This is a genomic window from Marinobacter suaedae (assembly GCF_030519635.1).
In the GTDB taxonomy this organism is placed as follows: domain Bacteria; phylum Pseudomonadota; class Gammaproteobacteria; order Pseudomonadales; family Oleiphilaceae; genus Marinobacter; species Marinobacter suaedae.
This window is the reverse complement of the sequence record NZ_JAUMIS010000001.1, coordinates 1,114,196-1,140,486: the sequence shown is the minus strand read 5'-3', so window position 1 is coordinate 1,140,486 and position 26,291 is coordinate 1,114,196. Positions and strand designations below refer to the sequence as shown.

The following is a 26,291-nucleotide window of genomic DNA, read 5'->3' as shown; positions in this document are numbered from 1 at the left end:
GAGTAACGTTATGACTGATCAGGCCCCTATCGTCATTGTGGGTACCGGGCTTTCCGGTTATTCGCTGGCCCGGGAACTGCGCAAGGTAGACAAGGACACGCCCATTGTCATGGTTACGGCGGACGACGGTGTCAGCTATTCCAAGCCCATGTTGTCCACCGGGTTCACCAAGGACAAGGACGCCGATGGCCTGGCCCAGGCCTCCAACGAGGCGATGTCGGAGCAACTGAACGTCCAGGTGCGGACCTTTACCACCGTGACCGGTATTGATACCGATGCCAAGGTACTGTTGCTGGGGGATGATCGCCTGAACTACTCACGCCTGGTGCTGGCGTGGGGGGCGGATGTGATTCGTCTGTCCCTGGCTGGTGATGGTCTTGAACACGTGTTTTCCATCAATGACCTGATCGATTACCGGACCTTCCGCGACGCCCTTCATGGTGGCAAGCGCGTGGCGGTGATGGGGGCCGGCCTGATTGGTTGTGAGTTTGCCAATGACCTGCGCAACGGTGGCTACGAGGTCGATGTGATAGCACCGTCCGAGGTGGTGATGCCCGGCCTGCTGCCGGAAGTTGCGGCCGGTGCCGTGCAGGGCGAATTGGAAACCCTCGGGGTGAGATTCCATCTCGGCACCGAAGTGACCCGGGTCGACCGTGAGGGTGAGGGCGTGCGCCTGACCCTGGCCAACGGCGATACCCTGGAGGCGGACCTGGTGGTGTCGGCCGTGGGATTACGCCCTCGTACCGAGCTGGCCAAAGCGGCAGGTATTGAGGTGGGTCGTGGTATCCAGGTGAACCGTGCGCTTGAAACATCGGCGCCTGATGTATACGCCCTGGGCGATTGTGCCGAGGTGGATGGCCACGTCCTGCTGTACGTGCTGCCATTGATGGCCTGTGCACGGGCACTGGCCAGGACCCTGACCGGTGAGCGCACAGAGGTGCGTTATGGAGTGATGCCGGTCATGGTGAAAACACCCTGCTGTCCCACTGCCGTGGCGCCGCCGCCCCATGATGCCGCCGGCGACTGGGAAATCGAACAGGATGGCAGTAACGTCAAGGCACTGTTCCGGAGCCCGGAGGGGGATTTGCTTGGCTTTGCCGTCACCGGCAGTTATGCGGTTGAGAAGCAGGCGCTGTCAAAGGAAATGCCCCCCATCCATTCCTGATTGTTGTTTTTCGTAGTGTTGCAATACAAAGCCGGCCTTTGCGCCGGCTTTGTGTTTCATGACGGAGATTGCGAATTCTCCGTTCATGGGGTAGAAAAGTAATTCGTGTGCTAACGAATTAAGCGAGAGCGAAGATGCTAGAGGTGACGAAGAAACTGTTGGAGCTGCTGGACCTGTCGCCCATTGGCGATGATCATTTCCAGGGCGACAGCGAAGACCTGGGGTTTCCGAATGTGTTCGGCGGACAGGTGCTGGGTCAGGCCCTGATGGCCGCCAGTCGCACTGTCGAAGACCGTCTGTGCCATTCGCTGCATGCCTATTTCTTGCGTCCCGGCAACCACAGCATGCCTATTGATTACGAAGTACAGCGGGTCCGGGACGGGGGCAGTTTCACGGTTCGTCGGGTCATTGCCCGGCAGGGCGGCAAGGAAATCCTGACCGGTTCGATGTCGTTCCAGGTGGATGAACAGGGCCTGGAGCACCAGCTGGACATGCCGGAAACACCGGCGCCGGAAACCCTCAAGTCCGAGCAGGAGATGGGGCGACTGTTAGCGCCGAAGCTGCCGGAGCACATGCGGGAGACCGCCACCCGGGATCGCCCGATTGAAATTCGTCCGGTCAATCCGGTGGACCCGTTTAATCCTGAAAAACGCCCCCCCTACAAGCAGAGCTGGTTTCGCGCCCAGGGACCTCTGCCAGACGATCCGGTATTGCACCGTTGCCTGCTGACCTACGCATCGGATTTCCAGTTGCTGGGCACGTCTCTCAGGCCCCATGGCAAAACCTTTATGAGCCGGAACATGCAGGTGGCCAGCCTCGATCACGCCATCTGGTTCCACCGGGATTTTCGCATGGACGAATGGTTGCTGTACGACAAGGACAGCCCAAGCGCTTCGGCCGGTCGTGGGTTCAATCGGGGGAATTTCTTCAACCAGGAGGGAGTGCTGGTAGCCTCCACGGTGCAGGAGGCGTTGATCCGTCAGCGTAGCGGCTGACAATCAGCCCAGTTTCCGCTGCTGGCCGGAGTAGTGATCCAGCCAGTTAAGCGTGTTTTCAAAAGACAGTGGCGGTGCCACCAGGTAACCCTGGATGATGTCGCAGCCCATGTCTTTGAGCAGGCTGGCCGTCTCATCGTCCTCGACCCCCTCGGCAACCACCTGATAACCCAGGTCGTGACACATATTAATGGTGGTCTGCACGATCACACGGTCTTCCGATTCGTTGATTAGGTCCGAAATCAGTGAGCGATCAATCTTGATTTCACTGGCCGGCAGCTGCTTGATGTACGACAGTGACGAATAACCCGAGCCGAAATCGTCGATCGACAACGGGTTGCCAAATGCCTCCAGCTGGCGGAGGGCGGCCAGGGAGTTGGTGGGATCCCGCATCATCGAAGTCTCGGTGATCTCGAGGGTGATCTGGCCCGGCTGATGCGCCTGCTCGTCCATCAGTTGCTGGACGAACTGCGGGAAATCGGGTTCCAGTAAATTGTTAGGCGAGATGTTCACCGAGATTCCCAGCGGCCAGCCCTGTTCACTGAGCTTTTTGCACATGGCAAGTGACTCTTCCAGGGCCCAGCGGGTGAGCGGTTTGATCAGCCCGGTTTGCTCGGCGAGAATGATGATTTCATCGGGTCGGATAGTGGGTTGCCTGTCCGGCCAGCGAATCAGCGCTTCAAGCCCCACCACCTCGTTCGTGCTCAGGGACAGCTTGGGCTGGAGGTGCAGTTCAAGCTGTTGCTCCCGTAAGGCGTGGCGAAGTTCCGACACCATGGTCAGGCGGTCAGCGCTGAAGGAGTCGCGAGTGGGTTTGTAGTAGGCCATGCCTCGCTCCAGGGCCCGGTCGGAGCCTTCCGCGATGGCCGCACGGCGAATCAGGGTGCTGGCGTCTCGCCCATGATTCGGGAAGATGGCCACGCCCATGCGGGCATCCAGCGGTACCTGCATGCCAAGGTAGTCAACGGGTGTTCGCAGCTCTTCAAGTACCCGGACCACGTCATCCGGCGCGCCTTCAGCCACATCCGCATCCACCAGGAAAGCAAAGGTCTTCGGGTCGAGCGACGCCAGGAAGTGCGACTGATTTTCGGCCTGCTCAACGGCGATGACCCCGGGAATGGTGCTGATGGTCCTGTTGAAATGACGGGACACCAGGGTCAGCAGTTCTTCGCTGTTGTTGTGGCCCAGGGTCTTGGTGATGGCATCCAGGTTATTCAGGTGAATCACCGTCACCCCGTGCCGGTGTCCCGGTTTTCGCAGCATCAGGTCGTTCAGGGCCATCTCGAAACAGGCCCGGTTGGGCAGGCCGGTGAGCGGGTTGTGCAGGGCATGCTCCATCAACCTGAGTTCCGCATCACGGCGGGCTGCCATAGCCCGGAGCTCAGCATCACGCGCCTCGATTTTGTCCTGACGTTCCTGCAGCAGCTTGATGGCCATTGCCATGGCCAGCAGGATGGCCTGCAGGGCCGAGCCAATCTGCATGGCATAGAGTGTGAGGAAGTTGTTGGGCAGAAAGCCCAGCTTGTTGGCAGCGGTGATCGCGCTGCCCAGCGTCAGCAGGCCCCAGGCCAGCGTGTAATAGACCCCCTGCCGGTTTCCTCGCAGCCACTGTTGGGGCCCGACTATGGTCAGCAGCAGGCTGCTGGGTATGGACAGACCAACCACCAGCTGAATCGCGATGCTGTAGTCCAGCATGAACGTAGCCACTGCGGCAGCGGCATTGATGCCAATGGCGGCATCAACGGTTTTCTCCAATGCCCGACTGGTAGCGCCAATATTCAGGTAGGCGCGGGCAAACCAGAGGGTAAACAGCAGGGCCGCCGGAATGCTGAGCAGCATGGCCTGATTCTGGATCATCGGGCTGTCGGGCCACAGGGCCTGGAAGGCAATGCCGTTGAGGGTTCCGATCAGCAGCAGATAGCCCATGGTGGAGAGCGAATACAGCAGGTGGACCCGCTCCCGGAGTGCGACAAAGACAAACAGGTTGAAAAAGATGACGGTGGTCAGGATGCCGTAGTAGATGGCATGCACCTGATCTTCAATGAACGCTTCTTCGAAGAAGGCCTTGTCGTTCCAGAACCTCAGGGGTACTTGGATGGCCCCGCTGGTGCGGATCTGAAGCAGAATCTCGTAGTCGGCCCGCTCGGTGCGCTCGAAAGGAAACAGGAAGTGGCGGTGCAGGATTGGGCGCTGGTCAAAGGGGAAGCGGTCCCCGGCGGTGATCCGGTCAACCACCTTGCCGTCTGCCAGCAGGAAAAACCGAATCTGGTCCAGGTGCGCGTAGCTGATTTCGAGAAGGTTCAGTGACGACTCATCGGGCACAGGAAACCTCAGCCATACCGTTTCGTCGATATAGCCGAAGTTGGGGCTTCCACCCTTGAGGTGCTGCCAGTCTTCGGATGACAGCACATCCTCCAGCAGCAACTGAGCGTCTGCCGGTACCAGGAGCATGCGTGCCCGGTCTATTGAATTGCCAGCAGCTTGGCAGGGAAGGGCCAGCACCGAGAGCAACAGCAAGGCTGTCAGAATTCGCGGCCAGAAAATATCGGTCACCCATTTCCATGGTTTAGTTGGTTAAATTATCACCTGTCTGAACGGGCCACTCAATAGCTGTAAATCAAACAATGCTCGAATTTGGGGCGCTTGTATCAGATTTGTTCGGCCCAGGTTCTGGCCCAGGGGAGTGCCTCGGCTTCCGGCTCCATGGTTTCCAGAGCATCGATTTTCAGCGTGTCGCCCACTTTACGCGCGGCGGTTTCATACAGTGCTTCTTCCATCAGGTCGCCGGCCCCGCAAAAGGTGTCTCCATAGGAACTGTCGCCCAGCACAATCACGCCGAACGGGCGTCCCGGCTGTTGTGGCAGCTGATCCCTTAGTTCGACATAAAAAGGCAGCAGGTTCGCCGGCACTTCTCCCTGGCCGGTGGTCGAGGTGCAGACCAGTAATGCATCGTCATTGCTGGTGATATCGCACAGTGCCGGATTTTCCAGCACCGTTACCTGATGGCCCTGGCTCTCGAGGTCTTTCTTGATTTCCCGGGCGGTGAGTAGTGCGCCGCCATAGACGCTGCCCACCAGAATTCGAATGGCTGTCGTCATTGTGTGTCCTGTCGTCTGGCTATGTCGAAAAGGTCTGGTGGCCGATCTTACTGGCGGGGCAGGGTGGTCTCAAGCATCGGCTGGTTCTGCCACTGGCTCGTCGCGGGTACGGACCCGGGGCGCGATGCGGTTACGACCGGATTCTTTGGCGTTATAGAGGTTGGCGTCGGCTTGTCGGAGCAGTTCTTCCAGTGTGCCCGCCTTGGCAATGGTGCAGACGCCGGCACTGATGGTCACGGGCAGTTCCTTGCCCCGGAACTCGAAGGGGTAACTGGCTACCTCCGATCGCAAACGCTCCGCCAGTGACAGGGCCTGGAGGAGGGAGGTGTCCGGCAGGAGAATCAGGAATTCTTCGCCGCCCCAGCGGGCGATCACATCGGTCTGGCGAACGATAGACTGGGCGAGGGTGGCGAACTGTTTCAGTACGTCGTCGCCAGCGTCGTGGCCGGCACTGTCGTTGATGTTCTTGAACAGGTCCAGGTCGAGCAGGGCAATGGAGAAGTGGTGGCCTGCACGCTGGTAGCGGGAGAACTCCATCTGCAGTCGGCTTTGCATATCTCGCCGGTTGGGCAAGCGTGTCAGTTCGTCGGTACGGGCGGCCTTTTCCAGACTGTCGGCCTGTTTTACCAATTCGTTGCGGGCCTTGAGGCGGCTGGCCTCTAGGATGTAACAAAACATGGACTCGAAAATCAGGGTGGAGAAGAACCGGATCTTGAAATCGGTGTGGTACTCGGCGGTGACAAAAGGCAGTTCCGGAAAGGAAAAGACGATGAACGCGATCACCGTGCATAACACCAGTACCACGGTGCCAACCCGAAGGGAGGTGACATAAAACAGCAGCGGCGGAAACGCGTACAGCCAAAGTGGGCCGGTATTGCTTTCGCCGCCGGTAGCAACCAGGTAGGCGAACAGGATGCTGACAATGAGCAGCAGGCTAAACTTCTGAAAGGCCAGATTTCCGGTTCGGGCAAAATAGGCCATGTTGATGCTGAGGGCGATGGCGAAAGACCAGAGTACCCATGCATGAACCATGTGGTCACTGGCCCAGGATTTTGCCCCGATTACAATCAGGAACGCCGTTGCCATGACGGACAGCCACGTCAGCACACGGGAGACCTGGGCTTCCTCATGTTCTCCGGCGTATCTGTGGTCGATCGGGAGCAATTCCGACATGGACGTTCCAGCTTCTTATTTTGACGCAATTTGGCCCGATTATGGGTCAAATTGTCCAGAATTTATATCCATGAATGTGACATGTTTGGTTGTAAGGGATACCACGACCGCCGTTTCATTTTTATGTCAAAGGTCCTATAGTTCGCGGCGCGTTGTGTTTATTGATTTGTTCACCCGATCAACAAGAGATTTTTCGCCATGGCCCGTTCCTCCGCAGGATTCGTCGATACACTGCTGACCAGTCCCACCACCGAACGTTACCGTGTGGGTATCAGTCTTCTGTTCCTACTGGGTATCTGGCTGGTGGTAGGCGCCATCAGCAAAGATCTGCCCAATAGCATGTTGTTGATGGCTGCGGCCGTTATCGGCGGCTATATGGCCATCAACATCGGCGCCAACGATGTGGCCAACAACGTTGGCCCAGCGGTGGGCTCTGGCGCACTGTCGCTGGGCGCGGCGGTGATCATTGCGGCTATTTTCGAAGCCTCCGGGGCCTTGATCGCCGGTGGTGATGTGGTGTCGACCATCAAAGGTGGCATCATCGATCCGTCTACCCTTGGACAGGGACAGGCCTTTGTCTGGGTAATGACCGCCGCGTTGCTGGCGGGCGCCCTGTGGCTCAATCTGGCTACCTGGATGGGCGCGCCGGTCTCCACCACCCACTCCATTGTTGGCGGTGTGCTGGGTGCTGGTATTGCCGCGGGTGGCTGGGCGATCGCCGACTGGGGTGTGATGGGCAAGATTGCCGCCAGCTGGGTGATTTCCCCGGTTCTGGGCGGTGCTCTGGCAGCGCTGTTCTTGTTCCTGATCAAGAAGACCGTTCTGTACCGGAAGGACGTGGTACCGGCGGCAAGAACGTTTGTTCCCTTGCTGGTTGGGATCATGGCCTGGGCGTTTGGCACCTACCTGATGGTGAAAGGCGTCAAGAAAGTGGTGAAGGTGGACTTTTATGAAGCAGCCCTGATTGGCCTCGTGGCGGCAGGTATTGTCTACTTCCTGGTTCGTAAGCTGGTGAACCGCAAGGCCGCCACCATGGAAAACAGTTCCGCCGGTGTGAATACCCTGTTCACCTGGCCGCTGATCTTTGCCGCGGCCCTGCTGAGTTTTGCCCACGGTGCCAACGACGTGGCCAACGCCATCGGCCCCCTGGCGGCCATCAATGACGCACTGTCGTCCGGTGGTGTGGTGACCAAGGCGTCGATTCCTCTGTGGGTTATGATGGTGGGTGCTCTGGGTATCGCTGTCGGCCTCACGCTGTTTGGTCCCCGGTTGATCAAAACCGTGGGTAGCGAAATTACCGAGTTGGACAAGACCCGGGCCTTCTGTGTCGCCCTGTCTGCCGCGCTGACCGTCATTCTGGCCTCCCAGCTGGGTCTGCCGGTCAGTTCCACCCACATTGCCATCGGTGGCGTGTTCGGTGTGGGCTTCCTGCGCGAATACCTGAAGTCCAATTATGCTTCCAAGCTGCACAAGATCATGGAGCAGCACGACGAGGAAGAACAGAGGCGCCTGAAGCCGTTCCTCGATAACTTCCGGGACGCGTCCGTTGAGGAAATGGAGGACTTGCTGAAGCAGGCCCGCAAACAGAAGAAGCAGGTGCCACTGGCCAAGTCCGAGCGTCGTCGCCTGAAGAAGATTTACCGGGAAGAGCTGGTCAAGCGTTCCCACCTGATGAAAATCGCTGCCGCCTGGATCATTACCGTGCCGGCGTCTGCCCTCATGGCGGCTCTTCTGTTCTTCACCCTGCGGGGCATGTTGATCTAAGTCGGGGCTGGTGGAGGCCCGCCGGTTTGGGTCATACTTGCTGAAAAACGGGGGCGGAATTGCCCCCGGCTAAGACCGTATTCGTGGAGTGAAGTAATGAGTACATCTGTTGAAAGCCGTCAGGCCCGGATGATTGATGAACTTCGGGTGTTCATCAAGAAAGTGTTGAGTGAGCCGACGATCGCCGTGAAGTCCATGGAAATCGCCCGCAAGTATCGCTCGGAACCCAACGCCAACGAATTGATTGCGCAGGAAATCAGCGCCAACACCAACATTCGTATTCCGGAACAGTGGAGCGAAGCTGACCGGATGTTCCTCGATATCATTCACGAGGTTCTGGAAGACGAAGAGGCGCTTTACTAAGCGCGACCGGCACCCTGCGCTAATCCCCGCGTGGGGTCACGCCAGCCGGGCGTCCGGCTGGTGTTTCTTGAGTACTTCCCGGGCCGTTTTCTGCAACAAGCCCATCTCTTCCTGAATGCCTGGCTCTTCAGCCAGTCCTTTCTGCTCCTCGAGTATCTCGCCCAGGATTTCCCTTGTGGTCAGCGGGTTCGCCAGCACCACCCGGAAGACAATGCAGGGGAAGTGATAGTAACGGGCCGGTTCCAGCCGGGTTCGTGAGACAAACGCCTTGCCCCGTTCCCGCTGGGTTTTCTGGAGAAACTTGGTGATCCGGTTCAGGGAGGCATTGAGCTTTTCAGCCTGCAGCGGATCGGCGACCGCCAGCGCCTGCTGGACGTTCTCCGGGCAATACCGATAGGTCATAATGTTCAGCTCGGGGCGGGTAACCAGCTCAAAGTCGGCATCCGCCTCGATCAGCCCGGCAAAGGTCTTGGCCTTGTCGATACCCTGGTCAATCAGGATCTCATAGCCCTCCCGGCCCAGGATCTTCAGGCCGGAATGGATCAGCATCGACATGCCCGGCCGCGAACCTTCCAGGGTATTGCTGCCAAGATCCCGCGAACCTTTCCGGATGATGTACTGGGCGTGATGTTCCACCGCGCTGGCCAGGCTCGGATCCCGGAACACCACCAGGCCCACGCCCATGGGCACGTAGAGTTGCTTGTGGGCATCGAAGGTCACGGAATCGGCTTTTTCGATGCCCCGAAGCAGCGCCTTGTAACGGCGGGAGAACAGTGTGGGGCCACCCCAGGCCGCGTCCACGTGGAAGTGGGCTCCGAATTCCCGGGCCACGTCCGCCATGGCCTCCAGGGGGTCCACGTTGCCGGTCTCGGTGGTCCCGGCAATGCCGCAAATGGCCATTACCTTGATCTTCTGGCGCTGCAGCTCCAGACACTTGTCCCGGAGCGCATCGATCTCGATGCGGTTCTCATCATCGGTATCCACCGCGATCAGGGATTCGCGGCCCAGTCCCAGCACATCCGCGGCCTTCCTCAGTGAGTAGTGTCCACGGCGGGATACCACAATGGCCGCGCCTTCGTAGCCGTAATACTTGAGGGCCCGGAACAGCCCTTCCTGATGCAGGCCCCGGAAGCTGCCCTCGGCGGGGAAGGCGCGGTTTCGGGCCACCCACAGGGCGGTCAGGTTGGCGATAGTGCCGCCGGAGCACATGGCGCCCAGAGCGTACTGGGGGTTGTGCATCCACTTCTGGTAGAACGAGCCGTCCTGTTCGTACACCAGCTGATGAATCATCCCGAGCACCTGGCGCTCCATGGGCGTAAACGCCTTGGAGGTTTCGGTTTTCACCAGATTCTGGTTCAGGGCGATCATGATCTTTGACAGCGGCAGCATGAAATAGGGCAGTGCGGATGTCATGTGGCCGATGAACGCCGGGGACGCCGTATGAACCGAGTTTGCCACCAGTTTGTCGAGCAGGAACTGGGCCTGCTCCGACACGAACACCGGCTTCTCGGGGATTATGGGATCGGCAAAGTCCTTCTCAACCTCAGCCAGATCCCGTTCAATCGCGACAATGTGCTCCTGCAAAAAGCCTGCAAGGTTCTGGGAGATATTCTGGTCAATCCGGCTGAGTGTAGAGTCGGGTGCCTCGGGCACCGTGAACACACGGTACATGGCCTCCACGGAAGCCTGGGCGGATTTTTTCTTTCCGGTCATAGGTGGCACGCGTGGTCAGTGTTGCTTCGCCGGGCGGATGTCCGATGCCCGCGGGAGATGCCGGGCTCGATTCCCGGCGCAGAGTTCTCTTAGGCCCGAAAAAGTGCAGGCACAGCGGCGTTCCTGAAGCTTCTCAGTATACGTTTTGATCACCGGCTTCGCTACAGGTCGGACCGGGGCTGGACGGGGTTCAGAGAATCTCCCGGTGGATGTCGAGTATGGCCGCATCCACCCGGTCGGCGATGGCCTTTTCGACCTGGTCCAGGCGCTGGGTGATCAGTTGGGAGGAGGTGCCTAGGGCCGCGATGGTCCAAGTGGCACAGTCCAGGGAATCCTGGTCCGCCGTTTCGGACACCGCCAGATCCGGCTCCTTGCCCCATACCGCCCGGAGTGCAGTGAAGACCTTGCGCTTGGCTTTGAGATCCTCGCAGCCATAGAGCTGGAAATGCAGGGTAAGAACGCCCACGTGGGGCGTGATGACCGGCTTGGCCGTTGGCTGGTTCAGGAGTTTTCTCAGGGCTTCAGACATAGTGCTTCACACTTACCGCGTCAAAGTTTCAATCTACTACAGGTGTCGCCCGTTTGAGAATGGCTTTGGCGTCGGTGCCAGCCGGTAGGTTGCCAAAGTTCAGCCCACCGTGTGGGGTGAGGCGGGTGGCACAGAAGGCGTCGGCCACTGCCTGATCGGAGTGCTGAAGCAGCAGTGCCGCCTGAAGGGCCAGCGCCATGCGGTCCACCAGATTGCGGGCCCGGTATTCGGCGTCGCTCAGATCGCCGGTATCCTTTTGCAGATGATCGAGGAAGCGGTCGAATCGGGCGTCCGCGCCCCGGGCCAGTGATACCTCACTCAGGAAGGCGTCGAGGGTTTCCGGCGCCTTGTGCATGGCTCGCAGGGTGTCGAGGCACTGGATGTTGCCACTGCCTTCCCAGATGGCATTAACCGGTGATTCCCGGAACAGCCGGGGCATGATGGAGTCCTCCATCACGCCATTGCCGCCGATGCATTCCATGGCTTCATAGGCGAGATTGGGCGAGCGCTTGCAGATCCAGTACTTGCCAACCGGGGTCGCGAGTCGTGTCAGCAGTCGTTCGTGTTCCTGGTCCTGGTGATCCAGCGCACGGGCCATACGCATGGTGAAGGCCAGCGCAGCTTCGCTTTCTATGGCCAGATCTGCGAGTACGTTCTGCATCAGTGGCTGGTCCGCCAGTTTGTGGCCAAAGGCACTGCGATGACGGGCGTGGTGGCTGGCCTGGGCGATCGCTTGCCGCATGCCGGCGGCACTGCCGATCATACAATCGAAGCGAGTCAGGGCGACCATCTCGATGATGGTGGGGACGCCACGGCCTTCTTCACCAACCATCCATGCCAGAGCCCCACGCAGCTCGGCTTCACCAGAAGCGTTGGCGACGTTGCCCATTTTGTCTTTCAAACGCTGCAGTTGGCAGGGATTCTTGCTGCCATCCGGACGCCAGCGCGGCATCAGGAAGCAGGACAATCCACCCCGGGATTGCGCCAACACCAGGAAAGCGTCGCACATAGGTGCTGACATGAACCACTTGTGACCGACCAGTTCATAGGCTTCGCCCGGGCCTTCCTTACCGATGGCAAAAGCTTTGGTGGTGTTGGCGCGCACATCACTGCCGCCCTGTTTTTCGGTCATCGCCATGCCGATGGTCACGGCATCTTTCTGGCTGTCCGGTTTGTTGGCAGGATCGTACCGATTTGCCAGGATCCTGGTTTCCCATATCTGGGCCAGCGAAGCCTGGTGGCGGATGGTGGGGATGGCCGCGAAGGTCATGGTAATCGGGCAGCAGTGAGCCGCCTCGACCTGCGAATGCATGTAGTACTTGGCCGCTCGGGCAACGTGCGCGCCGTTTCCGCTCCGGGTCCAAGGGCTGCTGTGAAGCCCGTGTTCCAGGCCTGTGCGCATCAGGTCGTGGTAGGACGGGTGAAACTCGACGGCATCGATGCGATGGCCAAAGCGGTCATGGCTGTGGAAAACCGGTTTGAATCGGTTGGCCTCGAAACCCCGATGGATCATCTCAGCGGTCCCGGTCATCGCTCCGTATCGGTTCAGCTCCTCCCGGGCCCAGTCGGCCCCTTCGCGAGAGGCGGCCTCGCGCAGTGCGGTGTCTTGCTCGAACAGGTTGTAGTCTTGCAGCACCGGTGGCTGGTTGATGACCTCGTGGGTCGTCGCCAGACAGCGGTCCGTACCGGTGGTGAAGGTGTCATAGTCAGACCGCTGAGCGTCCATCATGTGCCTCGTTTTAGTTCCGTGCGCCCGTTAACCCCTGCATGCAAAAGCGAATGATGGAGTTAACCAGCCTGTCTTTGTCTTCCGCTGCAATGGAGACGTTACCGTCTGCTTGCGCCGGGGATAATGGTCCGACCAGGCTTTCCGCGATGGCGCCCACCAGGCAGGTACTGCTCTGGCTGGCGTCCTGGTCGGGAATGCACTGGTTCTGAATGCCTTCCCGGATCGCTCCTTCGAACAAGGCTGCGTACGCCCTTCGGTACTTCAGTCGTTCCTCTTCCACTTTCGGGTCTACGGGTTCTGCGATCAGCGACCAGGCCATGACCGGGCCACGAATGGCCCGCTCGGCAAACTGGCGAAGGGCATGTTCAAGACGCGCAGTTACATCGCCTTCAGTTGCCAGTGCTTCCGCTACCTTGTCCACTTCACGTTGAGTCGCGAGGCGAAAGACTTCGGCGAACAGGTCTTCTCTGGACTCGAAGTGCCGGTAAATGGTTCCCGTTGCAACGTCTGCCAGAGCCGCGATCCGAGTGATTCGTGCACTTCGGAATCCACCGTCTGAGACGCAGGCGTAGGTGCAGTCAACAATTTTTTGTCGCGCCATCGCCTTGCGCTGGCGCATCTTCTCAGTTTCCCGGTAGGCCATGGGGCTCCCTTGGAAATAGTGAATCAATATTCATTCTTTGTGTCAACGTCCGACTGCCTATTATCTCCGGATTTGATGCCTAAAAAAATCAACAGGTTGTAATTGCTGTTAAAACCTAACAAAAAATTAATTAACGGTGGATGGCGCGGCCCAAAAAACCGGATTATAAAGTCGCCAAGGTGATGCCAAAGGGCGCGTCGCCGAGACTGAGTGTAGCCCTCTCTGGAGCGGGCGGCACTCCAACGACTGTTTTCGTTGATGGAGAGAGGTTCATGAGCGAATTCGACGAAAGCAACCTGGAGCAATCCGGGAGCTGGAGCGGTGACAATGACGGCGGCCATTCCCTCGCCAGTCGGGCCAGGGTCCGCGCCCAATTAGAGGCAGATATCGAGGCGTTCCTCAGTGGCGGTGGTCGGATTCAGGAAGTGGATACCACGCTTCGTTCTGATACGCCTCGCAAGGTCGGTGTCGGATTCAATAATCGCTCACTGTAAGCCTTGTCTTTTCAGGCCGGGCAGAACTGTCCGGCCGGTTTATGATTGTGTTCGCCGCACATTTCTTTACCGATTCCATCCGGTAATACGCTCGTCATACCCATCCCCCAGAGTCTCCGGTCAGCCTGCAACAACGGGCTGTGGCGGTGTATGATGGTGGCAGATTTACTCACCCGTTATCATCCCAGGAGGTTATCTGTGCCCCGTTTGACGCCCCGTGTTTTCCCGGCAACCCGACTTCGCCGTAATCGGGCCAGCGATTTTTCCCGTCGTCTGGTGCGGGAACATCAACTGACTCCAGACCACCTGATCTATCCGGTGTTTGTTCTGGAAGGGGAGCAACAGCGAGAGGCGGTGCCCTCCATGCCCGGGGTTGAGCGCCTGAGCATCGACCTGCTGGTGGAGCTGGCCGGCGAGCTGGTGGCGCTGGGAATTCCAGCCGTGGCCCTGTTCCCCGTAGTGTCCGCCGAACAGAAAGACCTGTCGGGTTCCGAAGCCTGGAACCCGGATGGGCTGGCCCAGCGAGCGGTGCGAGCCCTGAAACAGGCGCAGCCCGAGTTGGGAGTGATCACCGATGTCGCGCTGGATCCGTTTACCACCCACGGTCAGGACGGCATCATCGATCATGACGGGTATGTACTCAATGATGTGACCGTTGAAGCACTGGTCAAACAGGCGGTGTCCCATGCGGATGCCGGTGCCGACGTGGTTGCGCCCTCGGACATGATGGATGGTCGGGTGGCGGCCATTCGCGAAGCACTGGAGTCTGCGGGCCACGTGAATACCCGCATACTCGCCTATTCTGCCAAGTATGCCTCGAGTTACTACGGTCCATTCCGCGATGCGGTGGGATCTGCCGGCAACATCGGCAAGGGCAACAAGTTTTCCTACCAGATGGACCCGGCGAACTCGGACGAAGCCATTCACGAGGTGGCCATGGATCTGTCTGAAGGGGCGGATATGGTGATGATCAAGCCCGGCATGCCGTATCTGGATATTGTGCACCGGGTTAAAACGGAGCTGCAGGCGCCGACGTTTGTCTATCAGGTCAGCGGCGAATACGCCATGCACATGGCTGCGGCACAAAATGGTTGGCTGGACGGCGATGCCGTGATGATGGAGAGCCTGATGGCCATGCGGCGGGCAGGTGCGGACGCCATTCTGACCTACTTTGCGGTTCGGGCTGCTCGCCTGATGCGCGATCAGCGCCGTTAAGATTCTGGAGTGCCTGGCTCAGGCCAAAGCATGGGCGCAGTGAAAAAGGATGTAACTATGGCAACGGAAATCACGCAAGACCCGGGCGCGGAAGCCGGCACGGGGTTGGTCGCCGGGGCGGAGTCCGAGGACTCTGAACTCAACGTCATTGATCTGGACGCCAGCGAAAACTATTTCAACCGGGAAATCAGCCTGCTGCAATTCAATTACCGGGTACTCAAGCAGGCGCTGGATACCACGCATCCGCTGATCAACCGGCTGATTTTTTGCTGCATCTTCAGCAGCAATATGGACGAGTTTTTTGAGATCCGTGTTGCCGGGCTGCGTCAGCAGATGAAGTATGGCCGGGAAACCGTCGGGATGGATGGCCTGATGCCGGAACAGGCGCTGGCAGAGATCAGCCGCGTGGCCCACGAGTACATTCAGGAGCAGTACGAGATCCTGAACAATGTACTGATCCCTGAAATGGAGAAAGAAGACATCCATTTCGTCCGCCGGCGCGAATGGACGCCTGCCCAGGCCGAATGGGTGCGCAATTACTTTGAAGATGAAATCCTGCCGGTGGTCAGCCCCATTGGGCTGGACCCCTCTCACCCGTTTCCACGGCTGGTGAACAAGAGCCTGAACTTTATTGTCGAGCTGGACGGCAAGGACGCCTTTGGCCGGGAAACCGGCCTGGCCATTGTACCGGCACCCCGTTCCCTGCCGCGGCTGGTGCGTTTGCCAGATGAAGTATGCACTGGCGGTGAGAACCTGGTGTTCCTGTCGTCGATGATTCACGCCCATGCCGATGAGCTGTTCCCGGGCATGGAGGTCAAGGGCTGTTATCAGTTCCGCCTGACCCGGAATGCCGACCTGGAGCTGGAGGATGATCTCGAAGACCTCGCCTCCGCCCTGCGCGGCGAGTTGCTCAGTCGTCGTTTTGGCGATGGTGTCCGGCTGGAAGTTGCGGATAACTGTCCGGAGGAACTGACCCAGTTCCTGCTCACCGAGTTCGGCTTGACCGAGCGGGATCTGTACCGGGTGCATGGACCGGTGAACCTGACCCGCCTGATGGCGGTGAGTGGCCTGGTGGACCGCCCGGATCTGAACTATTCCGCATTCTCCCCGAGTATTCCGAAACAGATCCGCAGCAAGGATTCGATGTTCGACAGCATCAGCAAGCGCCCTATTCTGTTGCTGCACCCGTTCGAGAACTTCAGCCCGGTGGTGGATCTTCTCCGCCAGGCGGCCAAAGACCCGCACGTGCTGGCGATCCGGCAGACCTTGTATCGGACCGGCGTCGATTCGGAAATCGTCGCCGCCCTGGCCGATGCTGCCCAGCGGGGCAAGGAAGTCACTGCGGTGATCGAGTTGCGGGCCCGCTTCAGTGAAGCGGAGAACCTGGAGCTTGCCTCAAGGTTGCAGGAAGCCGGCGTCATCGTGGTCTATGGGGTAGTGGGTTACAAAACCCACTCGAAGATGATTCTCGTGGTACGAAGGGAAGAGGGCCGTTTGCGTCGGTATGTGCATCTCGGAACCGGCAACTATCACGCTGGTAACGCGCGGTTGTATACCGATTACAGCTACATGACCTGCGATGAATCCATCGGTGATGACGTGAACAAGCTGTTCCAGCAGCTCACCGGTATGGGTAAGGCGCTGAAAATCAAAAAGCTTTTCCACGCGCCATTCACCTTGCATTCGCGTTTGCTGGAACTGATCGAGCGCGAGGCCGCCCTCGGCGAAAAAGGTCGTCTGGTTTTCAAGTTCAACTCCCTGACCGAACCCCAGCTCATCAAAGCCCTGTACCGGGCCTCCCAGGCTGGTGTCCAAATTGACCTGATCATTCGCGGTATCTGCTGTTTGCGGCCCGGCGTGCCCGGCTTGTCGGAGAACATCCGGGTACGCTCCATCATTGGCCGGTTCCTGGAGCACACCCGGGTGTATTACTTTGGCAACAGCGGTCGCCCGCAGGTGTATTGCTCCAGTGCGGATGGCATGGAACGAAACCTTCTCAGCCGGGTTGAGGTGGCATTCCCGATAGAGGATCCGGATCTGGTCGCAAGGCTGCGGGAAGATCTGGATACCTACCTGGCGGATAACTGCCAGTCCTGGGAGCTGCAACCGGATGGTCAGTATGTCCAGAACCAGCCAGCCGAAGGGGAGGATCGGTTCGCCTCCCAGCTGGTGCTGCTGGAGCGCCTGGCGGGCAAACCGTGATACGGAGATTCGCTGTGAAAAAATCATGGATGATTGCTGGTGCCGTTACCCTCGCGGTGGCCGGCGCCTTGCCCTGGGTGGTGGGCTATGTCACTGAAATCCAGTGGCAGCAAGCCACTGAGGAGATGAATCGGGCACAGCCATTTTTACAGATGGAAACGGCCGATTATCGCCGGGGTGTGCTGGGTTCGGATGTCGAAGGCGTTCTGGTGTTTTCCAACCCGGAGACCGGGGAATCCCATCGCTGGCACTACCATGCCCGGGTGAGTCATGGGGTAGTCGGAAGCCTGTTGTCGTTTGAGCCCGAGGGTGGCTGGTCACCTGCTGGCACTGACTGGTTTCCGGAGACGGAGCCAAAGCTGACGCTGGAAACTCGCCTGTGGGGCAAGGCCACGCTGGAGCTGGAGGCGCCGCTGATGACCATCAGTGATGCCAGTACCGGCGAGTCATTGACGACAAGCGGAGGTCTCGCACGATTGGAACTGGCCGGTGCCGGGGCAAGGTCGCGGGCGCTGATGGTTTGGCCGTCCGTCAGCCTGTCGGGTCCCGAGCTGGATATCCGGCTTGCTGACCTGCACATGGAGCAGGACATGGAGCACCTGGCCGGTGATGTATGGACCGGTCAGATGGATTTTTCGGTTGGTTCCGTTGAGATGGCTCAACCGGGCCTTCCTGCTACCCGGTTACAGGGCCTGCGCATGAACACTCAGGCAGAGGCGCAGCACAACGATACTCGTCTGAGTTCGTCAGTTGCCCTGAATGTGGATGAGGTTATTCAGGGTGACCAGTCGTACGGCCCTCACCGGCTTGGCTTGTCACTGAATAATCTGGATATCGCCAGCTGGAATGCCTTTCTGGACGCCTTTTCCAGTATGCAGGCTCTGCATGCCGGCGGAAGTCCGGCGGCTCAGGAGCAGGGGTATGCGGTTATGGATCAGGTGAGCTCTTCCTTGCGGGATGTTGCAGCAGCGGGTTTTTCGCTGGCTATGCCGGAGCTGATGGTAACGACCCCGGAGGGTGAGATCACCGGGCACGCAGAAATCCGCCACCCGGAACTCTCCGGGGAGCAGAAGGCTGGAATGCTGCTGGTCATGCAGCAGCTGACCGGGGATTTCGGGCTGAGTCTGCCACGGGCGTTGATCGACAATTATCCGGATTTACGGCTACAGATGGCGCCCTTGATCAAAGAGGGCCTGCTGGTGTCCGAAGGTGACCGGCTGGTGATGAACGGGAAGATGGAAGATCTGGTTCTGGATGTTAACGGGACGGAGTTTCCGCTGCCGCCCCTGCTGTAAATCAGCGTCCCCTGAGTGCGACCTTTACTGGCCGGTCAGCTGGTGGTATTTCTCCATCAGCTCTTCCTGGGTTTCCTTGTGGTTCGGATCCAGGGGGATGCAGTCCACCGGACACACCAACTGGCATTGGGGTTCATCGTAGTGCCCCACGCACTCGGTGCACTTGTTCGGATCAATCACGTAAATCTCTTCGCCCGCTGAAATCGCTTCATTCGGGCATTCAGGCTCACAGACGTCGCAGTTGATGCATTCGTCAGTAATGATCAGGGCCATCTGCTGGATACCTCAGGACTGGTTAAACTTCTTTTTCATGGCTGCTTCAACGGCCGGATCGACAAACTCCGATATCTCTCCGCCCAGTGATGCGATCTCACGAATGAGTGTCGACGAAATGTAGGACAGGTGATTGGCCGGGGTCAGGAACACACTCTCTACCTCTGGAGCCAGGCGCCTGTTCATATCGGCCAGCTGGAATTCGAACTCGAAGTCCGACACCGCGCGCAGGCCCCGCAGGATCACCGTGGCGCCCTGTTGCCGAACAAAGTCCGCGAGCAGGTTGCTGAATCCGGTGACGGTGACATTGGGTAGATGGGCGGTTGCCAGTCGTACCAGTTCGCAGCGTTCCTCAAGATCGAGCAGTGGCTTTTTGTTCGGATTGTAGGCAACGGCAACCACAATTTCGTCGAACATGCGTCCGGCACGTTCGATCAGATCTGTATGACCGTTGGTAATTGGGTCAAAGGTGCCCGGGTAGATGACTTTCCGCATTCATCGCTCCTCTCGTCGGGCTGCATAGGATACCAGTTTGCCCGATTTCCCAAAACGGTGAAGATCATCCGGTGAGTTTACTTGCCAGTCGGCTGCTGTTCCTTGCTGCCAAAGCATACACCGACAGCTGGGGGTTTGCGCCAATGCTGGTGGGGAAAATCGAGGCATCGTGCACGCTCAGGTTGCTGACGTGATGATGCTCGCCAAAGCTGCTGACCACGGAATTCTCGGGATGCCGCCCCATACCACAACCGCCCATTTGATGAGCGGTGAACAGCCGGACGCGGTGAGCTTCCATAGGCAGTTTGTCGAGTGCGGCACTGGCCTCGGCCCAACTGCTGTACCAGTCGGAATCCATGTGTACGAAACTCACTTTCCTGGCACCGGCAGCAAACTGAAGCTCCGCCATAATACCAAACGCCTTGCGCAGGCCGGTCCATAGATAGTCGGAGATCGGATAATCCAGAACCGGGCTGCCATCACCCCGAAGGCTCACGGTGCCGCCAGGGCTGTCTGGATGGAATCCGTCCCGTACCAGGGCAAGGGTCGACTGGGTCCACGGCAGGTTGGTCATGGCATCGGTCTGTTTCTGGCCATGGTGAGGGATCACGCCCGCTGACATGGCGGGATGCAGGGGAGGAACCTCTAACTTGAAGCCTGCCGGCCCATCGACACCTTCCTTGAAGTTGAACTCATCGGAATAGATGGATTGAGGCGCGCCATAATACGGCTCAACCTTCTCGGGCATGATTGCCGTGGTGGCATTCACGGGGTGCAGGAAGGAGCGCTTGCCGATGCGGTTGAAGGGGTCGGGAATGTCCGATCGCAACAGCAAGCCGGGCGAGCCGATGGCACTGGCGGCCACAACAAAGTGCCTCGCTTTCAGTGTGACGGTTACTCCCGAGGGTGATACCCCGTCAGCACTCATGGCGCTGGCCAGCAGGTGGTCAATGCGATCCTGGTTCATGACCAGCCGATCCGCCCGCAGGCGGTGAATCAGGGTGGCGTCATTCGCCAGAGCACCCGGGATGGTGGTGGTCAGGGCGCCCTGTTTCGCGTTGGTTGGGCAGCCAACACCACAGTAACCCAGGTTCCAGCAGCCTTTTACGTTGCGGGGGATGATTTGCCAGGCGTAGCCGAGCTGTTCACAGCCTTGCCGCAGGACATCGTTGTTGGTGTTCGGATCAACCGCCCAGGGTTCGATGTTGTGGCGTTGCTCCCGCCCATCAAACCAGGGCGCCATCGCGTCCGGGGTGAGGTCGCCCATGCCCAGCTGGTTGGCCCAGTAATTCAGCGTTTCGTCCGGGGTGCGAAAGCTGGACGTCCAGTTCACGGTGGTGGAACCTCCGACGCAGCGGCCCTGGAGTATCGCGATGGCTCCATCCTGTGTTACCCGGCTCATGCCATCCTGGTACAGGCTGGCGTAGGCCGTTAATTCGTCCATTTTGAAGTCTTTCTGGTGGTACAGCCCGCCTTCTTCCACAAGGATCACAGAAAGTCCGGCCCGCGCCAGGATTTCTGCGCTGGTCCCACCGCCGGCGCCGGTACCGATGACCACCACATCGGCCTCAAGGGTCTGATTCTCGGTAAGCGAGGCGCCGTCCGTGACTTTCCAGCCTGACTCCAGGCCTTCGGTGAAAGGATCATTTACTGACATGATGACTCCATTACTTCTGGGCGGATGGTGGGATCAGGCGTTTTTGAATTGGGGCAGGGCCTCGACAGCCCACTGAGGTGGCCCCGGGTAGCCGGAAAGGTGCCACTGGCCCGGATGGCCATAAAAAGCGACGTTGCTGATTTTCACCAGCGCCATGTAGCCATTGTTGAACAGCCCGATGCTGCTGTTTTGCCAGCGCTGGAGGAAGGCTTCGGCTTCGCCAGTGGTCACGTCTGGCCAGCTGGACCAGACCCGGGCAATGGTGATGCGGGTGAAGCTGAATCCCAGCAGATCAAGCAGGCGCCGTAGCTCGCTCTGGTTGGCCGGGCCAAACTGGGTGATGCCAGCATCCATGCGCTCGATGGTGTGGGCGATGATCAGCCGCCGGGATTGTGGCTGCTCTGGCAAGCTGGGGCCCAGAATGGCCGGAAGCAGCGCTTCGAAAATCTCGATATCGGTGTCGGTCAGGAAGCGGAACTGATAGCGCGCATCCATCCGGGTTCCCACCGCTGGCAGGCGCTCAGAGGGGGGTGAGGCACAGCCGGTAAGCGTCATGGTGGTACTGACGGCACCAAGGAACAGGGTGCCACCCAGACTGGTTTTCAGGAAGCTTCGACGGTCGAGTTTGGCGACATCGGTGGGGGTGTCGGGGCGGGAAGATGACTGTGTCATGACGTCCTGTCTTGTTGTTATTGCTTTGCCGGGCGGCCACCGAACAAGCCGGTGGCCGCGCAGAAAAGTCAGCGTATGAACAGTTTGTATATCATCTTGTGGAGTGGCGTTCCGTGCGGTGGGTAGACAAACTGGCCACTGTTGAATTTCTGCTTGGTGAAAATGGCCCGGTGATGGGAGAAGGTCAGGAAACCCTCTTTGCCATGGTAGTGACCCATGCCCGAATCACCAATTCCTCCGAAGGGCAGGTCGTCCTGGGCCACATGCATCAGTGCATCGTTGATGCACATGCCGCCGGAGTGAGTCTGGTGCACCACGTATTGCTGCTGCTCCTTGTCGTACCCGAAGAAGTACAGGGCCAGGGGGCGCGGCCGTTCATTGATGTAATGAATGGCATCCTCCAGGTCGGTGTAACCGACAACCGGGAGCAGCGGGCCGAAAATTTCGTCCTGCATGACCTTCATGTCCGGAGTGGTGTTGAGCAGGAGAGTCAGTGGAATCTTGCGGGTACCATCTCCCAGGTTTTCCCGACCGGGATTGATTTCAATGACTTTTGCACCTTTTGCGCGGGCGTCGTCCAGGTAGCTTTGCAGGCGTGCGTACTGCCGCTCATTAATGATGGCGGTGTAGTCGTCGTTGTCCCGAATGGTCGGGTACATTTCGGAAAAACGAGACCGGAATTCGTCCACGAAGGCCTGGACCCGATCCGCCGGGCACAGTACGTAATCCGGCGCGACACAGGTCTGGCCTGCGTTGAACGCCTTGCCAAAAGCGATGCGTTGGGCGGCATCTTCCATCGGTACGTCCGGTGAAACGATGGCGGGCGACTTGCCGCCCAGTTCCAGAGTCACCGGAGTCAGGTTTTTCGCGGCTGCCTTCATGACCATACGGCCCACGGATGTGGAGCCGGTGAACAGCAGGTGGTCGAAAGGTTGGGCGGAGAAATCGGCGGCCACATCGGCTTCGCCGGTAATCACGGTGACCAGGTCTCCGGCGAAGGAACCTTCGATGATTTCCTTGAACAGAGCCGACGTGTGCGGAGTGTATTCCGACATCTTGATCATACTGCGATTGCCGGCAGACAGAGAGGCTACGAGCGGACCAACAGCCAGATACAGCGGGTAGTTCCAGGGCACGATAATGCCGACGACGCCCTTGGGCTGATAATGAACCCGGTTGCTGGCCGGCCGGAACAGCATGGATACGTGTCGCTTGGACGGCTTCATCCAGGCGTCCAGGTGCTTGAGGGTGTAGTTGATGGACTGGATCGAGGGCATGACCTCGGCGATCAGCGTCTCATCTTTTGAGCGGCAGCTGAAATCGCGGTCGATGGCTTCGATCAGCCGATCCTGATTGTTGAGGATCAGGCGCTTAAGCCGTTTCAGGTTTTCCTTGCGTTCGGAGATCGGCGGCATGGGATTCTTACGGAACGCCTTGGTTTGATCGTCGAACGTCCGGTGGGTATGTTGGATCTGCTTCTTGCTCTCGGTGAGCTGGACGACGGTGGCTCCCATACTCGAGTCTCCAATTTTTTTGTTGCGGCAGGCGCTGATTAATGTTGTTGGAAAAATGCTCAACTTGCCTTTGGTTGTATTATTAGAGTATATACTCTAGCCAGTCAAGTTAAGGCGGTGGTCAATCGGGCCATCCAGAAATACGACCGTTACCCATGCCGGCAGGTGTATGAAAACAAGAGACAAGATCATACTTGCGAGCCTTGAGCTATTTAACGAGCGGGGTGAGCGCAATGTCACCACCAATCACATCGCAGCCCACCTGGCGATTTCGCCGGGCAACCTTTACTACCACTTCCGAAACAAGTCGGACATCATCTACGAGATTTTCCTCGAGTACGAAAAGCTGGTGGACTATTACCTGGATATTCCTGAAGACCGGGCGATGACTGTGGAGGACATGATGTTCTATCTGGAGTCGGTGTTCGATGGTTTATGGAGCTATCGCTTCTTTCACCGGGATCTGGAGTATCTGCTGGACAGCGATCCGCGCCTGCGTCAGGACTATCGTGAGTTCACCAACCGCTGCCTGAAGGCCATCCATCGTATTTTCGAGAAGCTGGCCGAAGCCGGCATCATTGAGGCTCAGCCAGAGGATTTGCGCACGGCCATGTCGCTGAACGTCTGGCTGGTGGTCACCAACTGGATGGCCTTCCTGAAGACGGCGCACGCCAAGGAGACCTACGCAAACCTGACGATCAACGAGTTGAAGCAGGGTATTTACCAGGTTCTGACGCTTGAGGTTCCCTATCTCACGTCCGGGTATCGTGACCAAGTGCTCGCTCTGAGGGAAAAGTATCGGCCGACGTTGCCAGATCGGAACGAAAGTGAGACATCGGGCTAGGTAAAAACCGAAACTATAGTCAATTATTAGGCGATCTTGGGAACTTTCACCGAGTGCTCTTATCCAAACTCGTGACGTAGAAAATTCGGACTTTCTGCGTCTCCTGAGTGAGTTCTCAGGTTTTAGCACACGTCGCAAACCCTGACGTTTCGCCGGTCTGTCCTTGGGCAGACCGGCTTTTTGTATGGACGATGCAAATTATTCGGCGGGGTCGGCGCTTTCCAGCCAGTCGGTCAGGGCTTCCCGGCACTCCTCCACGCCTCGTTTCGAGGTGGCCGAGAACATGATCAGGTGCTTCACGCAAGCAAACGGCTTCAGCTTCTTTGCAATGCCCAGCATGGCCGTTTTGGCCTGTCCGAACTTCAGTTTGTCCGCCTTGGTGGCCAGAATCATCAGTGGCAGGTTGTTATGCTCGCACCAATCCACCATCATTTGGTCGAAATCGGTCAGCGGGTGGCGGATATCCATTACCAGCACCAGGCCGCGCAGGCACCGCCGGTCGTTCAGGTAGTGGCCCAGGTGTTGTTGCCAGTCGTCCTTCATGTCCCGGGATACCTTGGCGTAGCCGTACCCGGGCAGGTCCACCAGGCGGCAGCCTTCACGGTTGAGGGTGAAGAAGTTGATCAACCGGGTGCGCCCGGGGGTCTTGCTGGTCCTGGCCAGTTTTCCGTTTGCTGTGATGGCGTTCAGTGCGCTGGATTTGCCGGCGTTGGAGCGACCGGCAAAGGCTACCTCCGAGCCCATATCGGGCGGACATTCGTCCAGGCGGGAGGCGCTGATGAGGAAACGGGCACTGTTATAGGAGATGGCTTTCGGAGTCAGATCGGGGTCCACAGCGGTCGGCTTTCCTTTGGATTTCAGTTATCAGGGATTAATGTATAATGCTACACCAATTCCGGGCGGCGCGCTGAGCGCGGCCGCTGACAGCCCCGGTTTTGAGCCTGACTGATCAGTGCCTGCCGGCTGCACGATGAAGACTACCTTTATAGATGGATGAGAGAAGCGGAGCGAGCATGAAAAAACTGATCGCAGGAGTTGTTCTCGGTGTTGGCCTCACAGCGATGGCGCACGGGGCAGGAGATCCTCAAGCGGGCGAGCAGAATGCCGCCGTCTGCGCGGGCTGTCATGGTCAGGGTGGCCAGAAGCCGGTGATGGGCGCGTACCCCAAATTGTCTGGATTGGGCGAGAAATACCTGTACAACCAGTTGGCGGCTATTCGCGATGGTGAGCGCGTCATTGCCGAGATGACGGGTTTGCTGGACGGCAAGTCTGACCAGGAACTGCAGGACCTGGCCGCTTACTTCAACAGCAACGAGATGGTCGTCAGTCAGGCGGATCCCGAACTGGTTGAGCAGGGCGCTGCATTGTACCGTGGTGGTAACCTGGCCTCTGGTGTGCCAGCCTGTGCCGGATGTCATAACCCGCAAGGTAAGGGCAACGAGCCAGGCGGTTATCCGGCCCTGGGTGGCCAGAATGCCGAGTATGTGGCCAAGCAGCTGAAAGCTTACCGTGCCGGCGAGCGTAACAATGGCGCGAACGCCGCGATCATGATGGACGTGGCGGCCAAGCTGACCGATGCTGAAATCGAGGCAGTGTCCAGCTACGTGTCTGGACTGAACTGATTGATCGTTCGTTCGTCGTCAAAAACCCCGCAACTTGCGGGGTTTTTTGTTGCTTTCCAATCTGTAACCTGATGATTTGTTGGTGCGGTGGAACTTTTTCAAGCGCCTGGGTCATAATCACCCGTTAGCAAGTTACTCAATAAAAGTGGAGATGCCTGATGATTAGAAAACTCGGACAAGCAGCTGTTCTCGCGGTGACGGTCGGCTTCGGTGCGCAGGCCGGCGCCGAGACCTGGGAAGAGGGCACGCACTACGAAACCCTCACAACGCCGGTCAGAACCGCCACCGAGGGTGATGTCGAGGTTGCTGAGATTTTCTGGTACGGCTGTCCGCACTGCTACAGTTTCAAGCCGCTGGTCGAAGCCTGGGAACAGGATCTGCCTGAAGGTGTTGAGTTCGTCCTGATGCCGGCTGCGCTGGGGCGTTCCTGGGAGCCGCATGCCCGGGCCTTCTACGCCTTGGAAGCCATGGGTGAGCTGGATAAGGTGCACGATGCCCTGTTCGACCGTCTGGCCGGCGAGCGTCGACCGCTGAATACGCCGGAAGAGATCGCAGACTTCGTCGCGGGCTACGGTGTGGATGCCGATACTTTCCTCAGTACTTACAAGAGCTTCGGTGTGAATGCCCGGATGCAGCAGGCGCAGGCGAAAATTCGTGGGGCGCGTATCACCGGGGTTCCGGCTATGCTGGTTAACGGTAAATACAAAACCAGTGCCTCCATGGCTGGCGGTCACGAGCAGGTGCTTGAGGTCGTTGACTATCTGGTGGCCAAAGAGCAGGGCGAGGCGGCCGAATAAGCTGCAAGGGATGCGGTTGAGCTGATGTCCGGTATGACG

Annotated in this window: 24 protein-coding genes; 11 read left to right on the top strand and 13 right to left on the bottom strand. The window is 58.6% G+C overall.

The annotated features are described in order from the left end of the window. Positions 1-10: 10 nt before the first annotated feature. Positions 11-1,165, top strand: a complete 1,155-nt coding sequence (locus QVZ43_RS05295; RefSeq protein ID WP_302909136.1) for an NAD(P)/FAD-dependent oxidoreductase — start codon at positions 11-13, stop codon at positions 1,163-1,165. 134 nt (positions 1,166-1,299) lie between these two features. Further along, the gene (gene tesB, locus QVZ43_RS05290) at positions 1,300-2,160 is read left to right on the top strand and encodes an acyl-CoA thioesterase II (protein ID WP_302909135.1); all 861 of its coding nucleotides are present in this window, start codon (positions 1,300-1,302) and stop codon (positions 2,158-2,160) included. 3 nt (positions 2,161-2,163) lie between these two features. Here tesB and QVZ43_RS05285 read toward each other — a convergent pair whose 3' ends face one another. The 3 genes from QVZ43_RS05285 to QVZ43_RS05275 form a co-directional block, all read right to left on the bottom strand. Then, positions 2,164-4,713, bottom strand: a complete 2,550-nt coding sequence (locus QVZ43_RS05285; RefSeq protein ID WP_302909134.1) for an EAL domain-containing protein — start codon at positions 4,711-4,713, stop codon at positions 2,164-2,166. Positions 4,714-4,808: 95 nt separating this feature from the next. After that, positions 4,809-5,258 (bottom strand): flavodoxin, encoded by a 450-nt coding sequence (locus tag QVZ43_RS05280; RefSeq protein ID WP_302909133.1) that lies wholly within the window; start codon positions 5,256-5,258, stop codon positions 4,809-4,811. Positions 5,259-5,327: 69 nt separating this feature from the next. Continuing rightward, entirely contained in the window at positions 5,328-6,431 is a 1,104-nt protein-coding gene (locus QVZ43_RS05275; RefSeq protein ID WP_302909132.1) for a GGDEF domain-containing protein, read from the bottom strand. Between the two features lie 198 nt (positions 6,432-6,629). Here QVZ43_RS05275 and QVZ43_RS05270 point away from each other — a divergent pair, with 198 nt between their 5' ends. Both QVZ43_RS05270 and QVZ43_RS05265 read left to right on the top strand, forming a co-directional pair. Then, the gene (locus QVZ43_RS05270; RefSeq protein WP_302909131.1) at positions 6,630-8,195 is read left to right on the top strand and encodes an inorganic phosphate transporter; all 1,566 of its coding nucleotides are present in this window, start codon (positions 6,630-6,632) and stop codon (positions 8,193-8,195) included. Positions 8,196-8,291: 96 nt separating this feature from the next. Further along, complete coding sequence (locus tag QVZ43_RS05265) at positions 8,292-8,558, top strand: hypothetical protein (protein ID WP_223794764.1); 267 nt, start codon at positions 8,292-8,294, stop codon at positions 8,556-8,558. Positions 8,559-8,594: 36 nt separating this feature from the next. Here the strand turns inward: QVZ43_RS05265 and panP are convergent, their stop codons facing one another. The 4 genes from panP to QVZ43_RS05245 all read right to left on the bottom strand — a co-directional run bounded on the left by panP (position 8,595) and on the right by QVZ43_RS05245 (position 13,172). After that, entirely contained in the window at positions 8,595-10,271 is a 1,677-nt protein-coding gene (gene panP, locus QVZ43_RS05260) for a pyridoxal-dependent aspartate 1-decarboxylase PanP (RefSeq protein ID WP_302909130.1), read from the bottom strand. Positions 10,272-10,461: 190 nt separating this feature from the next. Continuing rightward, positions 10,462-10,800, bottom strand: a complete 339-nt coding sequence (locus QVZ43_RS05255; protein ID WP_223794762.1) for a DUF503 domain-containing protein — start codon at positions 10,798-10,800, stop codon at positions 10,462-10,464. 28 nt (positions 10,801-10,828) lie between these two features. Then, positions 10,829-12,529: an isovaleryl-CoA dehydrogenase gene (locus tag QVZ43_RS05250; RefSeq protein ID WP_420890891.1), complete on the bottom strand. Its 1,701-nt coding sequence runs from the start codon at positions 12,527-12,529 to the stop codon at positions 10,829-10,831. Between the two features lie 10 nt (positions 12,530-12,539). Then, on the bottom strand, positions 12,540-13,172 hold the full coding sequence (locus tag QVZ43_RS05245; RefSeq protein ID WP_223794761.1) for a TetR/AcrR family transcriptional regulator: 633 nt from the start codon (positions 13,170-13,172) through the stop codon (positions 12,540-12,542). A gap of 272 nt (positions 13,173-13,444) precedes the next feature. Between QVZ43_RS05245 and QVZ43_RS05240 the strand changes: the two genes are divergently transcribed. From QVZ43_RS05240 to QVZ43_RS05225, 4 genes are all read left to right on the top strand, one after another. Further along, the gene (locus QVZ43_RS05240) at positions 13,445-13,666 is read left to right on the top strand and encodes a hypothetical protein (RefSeq protein WP_223794760.1); all 222 of its coding nucleotides are present in this window, start codon (positions 13,445-13,447) and stop codon (positions 13,664-13,666) included. 198 nt (positions 13,667-13,864) lie between these two features. Further along, positions 13,865-14,881: a porphobilinogen synthase gene (gene hemB, locus QVZ43_RS05235; RefSeq protein ID WP_302909129.1), complete on the top strand. Its 1,017-nt coding sequence runs from the start codon at positions 13,865-13,867 to the stop codon at positions 14,879-14,881. 30 nt (positions 14,882-14,911) lie between these two features. Continuing rightward, positions 14,912-17,083, top strand: a complete 2,172-nt coding sequence (gene ppk1, locus QVZ43_RS05230) for a polyphosphate kinase 1 (RefSeq protein ID WP_420890890.1) — start codon at positions 14,912-14,914, stop codon at positions 17,081-17,083. A 14-nt stretch (positions 17,084-17,097) separates the two neighbouring features. Continuing rightward, the gene (locus tag QVZ43_RS05225; protein WP_302909127.1) at positions 17,098-18,378 is read left to right on the top strand and encodes a DUF945 family protein; all 1,281 of its coding nucleotides are present in this window, start codon (positions 17,098-17,100) and stop codon (positions 18,376-18,378) included. Positions 18,379-18,402: 24 nt separating this feature from the next. Here the strand turns inward: QVZ43_RS05225 and QVZ43_RS05220 are convergent, their stop codons facing one another. From QVZ43_RS05220 to QVZ43_RS05200, 5 genes are all read right to left on the bottom strand, one after another. Next, complete coding sequence (locus QVZ43_RS05220; RefSeq protein ID WP_223794756.1) at positions 18,403-18,651, bottom strand: YfhL family 4Fe-4S dicluster ferredoxin; 249 nt, start codon at positions 18,649-18,651, stop codon at positions 18,403-18,405. A gap of 12 nt (positions 18,652-18,663) precedes the next feature. Further along, complete coding sequence (gene coaD / locus QVZ43_RS05215; RefSeq protein WP_302909126.1) at positions 18,664-19,146, bottom strand: pantetheine-phosphate adenylyltransferase; 483 nt, start codon at positions 19,144-19,146, stop codon at positions 18,664-18,666. 64 nt (positions 19,147-19,210) lie between these two features. Beyond that, positions 19,211-20,803, bottom strand: coding sequence for a GMC family oxidoreductase (locus tag QVZ43_RS05210; RefSeq protein ID WP_302909125.1), 1,593 nt, complete (start codon positions 20,801-20,803; stop codon positions 19,211-19,213). A gap of 33 nt (positions 20,804-20,836) precedes the next feature. Then, positions 20,837-21,475 (bottom strand): hypothetical protein, encoded by a 639-nt coding sequence (locus tag QVZ43_RS05205; protein ID WP_302909124.1) that lies wholly within the window; start codon positions 21,473-21,475, stop codon positions 20,837-20,839. 68 nt (positions 21,476-21,543) lie between these two features. After that, positions 21,544-22,989, bottom strand: a complete 1,446-nt coding sequence (locus QVZ43_RS05200) for a coniferyl aldehyde dehydrogenase (protein ID WP_302909123.1) — start codon at positions 22,987-22,989, stop codon at positions 21,544-21,546. A gap of 169 nt (positions 22,990-23,158) precedes the next feature. Between QVZ43_RS05200 and QVZ43_RS05195 the strand changes: the two genes are divergently transcribed. Next, positions 23,159-23,833 (top strand): TetR/AcrR family transcriptional regulator, encoded by a 675-nt coding sequence (locus tag QVZ43_RS05195; protein ID WP_302909122.1) that lies wholly within the window; start codon positions 23,159-23,161, stop codon positions 23,831-23,833. A 198-nt stretch (positions 23,834-24,031) separates the two neighbouring features. Here the strand turns inward: QVZ43_RS05195 and yihA are convergent, their stop codons facing one another. Then, entirely contained in the window at positions 24,032-24,667 is a 636-nt protein-coding gene (gene yihA, locus QVZ43_RS05190; RefSeq protein WP_223794750.1) for a ribosome biogenesis GTP-binding protein YihA/YsxC, read from the bottom strand. 179 nt (positions 24,668-24,846) lie between these two features. On the opposite strand from yihA, the gene QVZ43_RS05185 reads away from it, so the two are divergent. Further along, positions 24,847-25,455, top strand: a complete 609-nt coding sequence (locus tag QVZ43_RS05185; RefSeq protein ID WP_223794749.1) for a c-type cytochrome — start codon at positions 24,847-24,849, stop codon at positions 25,453-25,455. 158 nt (positions 25,456-25,613) lie between these two features. Then, positions 25,614-26,252, top strand: coding sequence for a thiol:disulfide interchange protein DsbA/DsbL (locus tag QVZ43_RS05180; protein ID WP_223794748.1), 639 nt, complete (start codon positions 25,614-25,616; stop codon positions 26,250-26,252). Positions 26,253-26,291 lie beyond the last annotated feature (39 nt).

What these genes read in the sequence shown, in the direction of transcription:
- QVZ43_RS05295 (WP_302909136.1), top strand. Translation starts at nt 11, where the DNA reads ATGACTGATCAGGCCCCTATCGTCATTGTGGGTACCGGGCTTTCCGGT.
- tesB (WP_302909135.1), top strand. Translation starts at nt 1,300, where the DNA reads ATGCTAGAGGTGACGAAGAAACTGTTGGAGCTGCTGGACCTGTCGCCC.
- QVZ43_RS05280 (WP_302909133.1), bottom strand. Translation starts at nt 5,258, where the DNA reads ATGACGACAGCCATTCGAATTCTGGTGGGCAGCGTCTATGGCGGCGCA.
- QVZ43_RS05275 (WP_302909132.1), bottom strand. Translation starts at nt 6,431, where the DNA reads ATGTCGGAATTGCTCCCGATCGACCACAGATACGCCGGAGAACATGAG.
- QVZ43_RS05270 (WP_302909131.1), top strand. Translation starts at nt 6,630, where the DNA reads ATGGCCCGTTCCTCCGCAGGATTCGTCGATACACTGCTGACCAGTCCC.
- QVZ43_RS05265 (WP_223794764.1), top strand. Translation starts at nt 8,292, where the DNA reads ATGAGTACATCTGTTGAAAGCCGTCAGGCCCGGATGATTGATGAACTT.
- panP (WP_302909130.1), bottom strand. Translation starts at nt 10,271, where the DNA reads ATGACCGGAAAGAAAAAATCCGCCCAGGCTTCCGTGGAGGCCATGTAC.
- QVZ43_RS05255 (WP_223794762.1), bottom strand. Translation starts at nt 10,800, where the DNA reads ATGTCTGAAGCCCTGAGAAAACTCCTGAACCAGCCAACGGCCAAGCCG.
- QVZ43_RS05250 (WP_420890891.1), bottom strand. Translation starts at nt 12,529, where the DNA reads ATGATGGACGCTCAGCGGTCTGACTATGACACCTTCACCACCGGTACG.
- QVZ43_RS05245 (WP_223794761.1), bottom strand. Translation starts at nt 13,172, where the DNA reads ATGGCCTACCGGGAAACTGAGAAGATGCGCCAGCGCAAGGCGATGGCG.
- QVZ43_RS05240 (WP_223794760.1), top strand. Translation starts at nt 13,445, where the DNA reads ATGAGCGAATTCGACGAAAGCAACCTGGAGCAATCCGGGAGCTGGAGC.
- ppk1 (WP_420890890.1), top strand. Translation starts at nt 14,912, where the DNA reads ATGGGCGCAGTGAAAAAGGATGTAACTATGGCAACGGAAATCACGCAA.
- QVZ43_RS05220 (WP_223794756.1), bottom strand. Translation starts at nt 18,651, where the DNA reads ATGGCCCTGATCATTACTGACGAATGCATCAACTGCGACGTCTGTGAG.
- coaD (WP_302909126.1), bottom strand. Translation starts at nt 19,146, where the DNA reads ATGCGGAAAGTCATCTACCCGGGCACCTTTGACCCAATTACCAACGGT.
- QVZ43_RS05210 (WP_302909125.1), bottom strand. Translation starts at nt 20,803, where the DNA reads ATGTCAGTAAATGATCCTTTCACCGAAGGCCTGGAGTCAGGCTGGAAA.
- QVZ43_RS05205 (WP_302909124.1), bottom strand. Translation starts at nt 21,475, where the DNA reads ATGACACAGTCATCTTCCCGCCCCGACACCCCCACCGATGTCGCCAAA.
- QVZ43_RS05200 (WP_302909123.1), bottom strand. Translation starts at nt 22,989, where the DNA reads ATGGGAGCCACCGTCGTCCAGCTCACCGAGAGCAAGAAGCAGATCCAA.
- QVZ43_RS05195 (WP_302909122.1), top strand. Translation starts at nt 23,159, where the DNA reads ATGAAAACAAGAGACAAGATCATACTTGCGAGCCTTGAGCTATTTAAC.
- QVZ43_RS05185 (WP_223794749.1), top strand. Translation starts at nt 24,847, where the DNA reads ATGAAAAAACTGATCGCAGGAGTTGTTCTCGGTGTTGGCCTCACAGCG.
- QVZ43_RS05180 (WP_223794748.1), top strand. Translation starts at nt 25,614, where the DNA reads ATGATTAGAAAACTCGGACAAGCAGCTGTTCTCGCGGTGACGGTCGGC.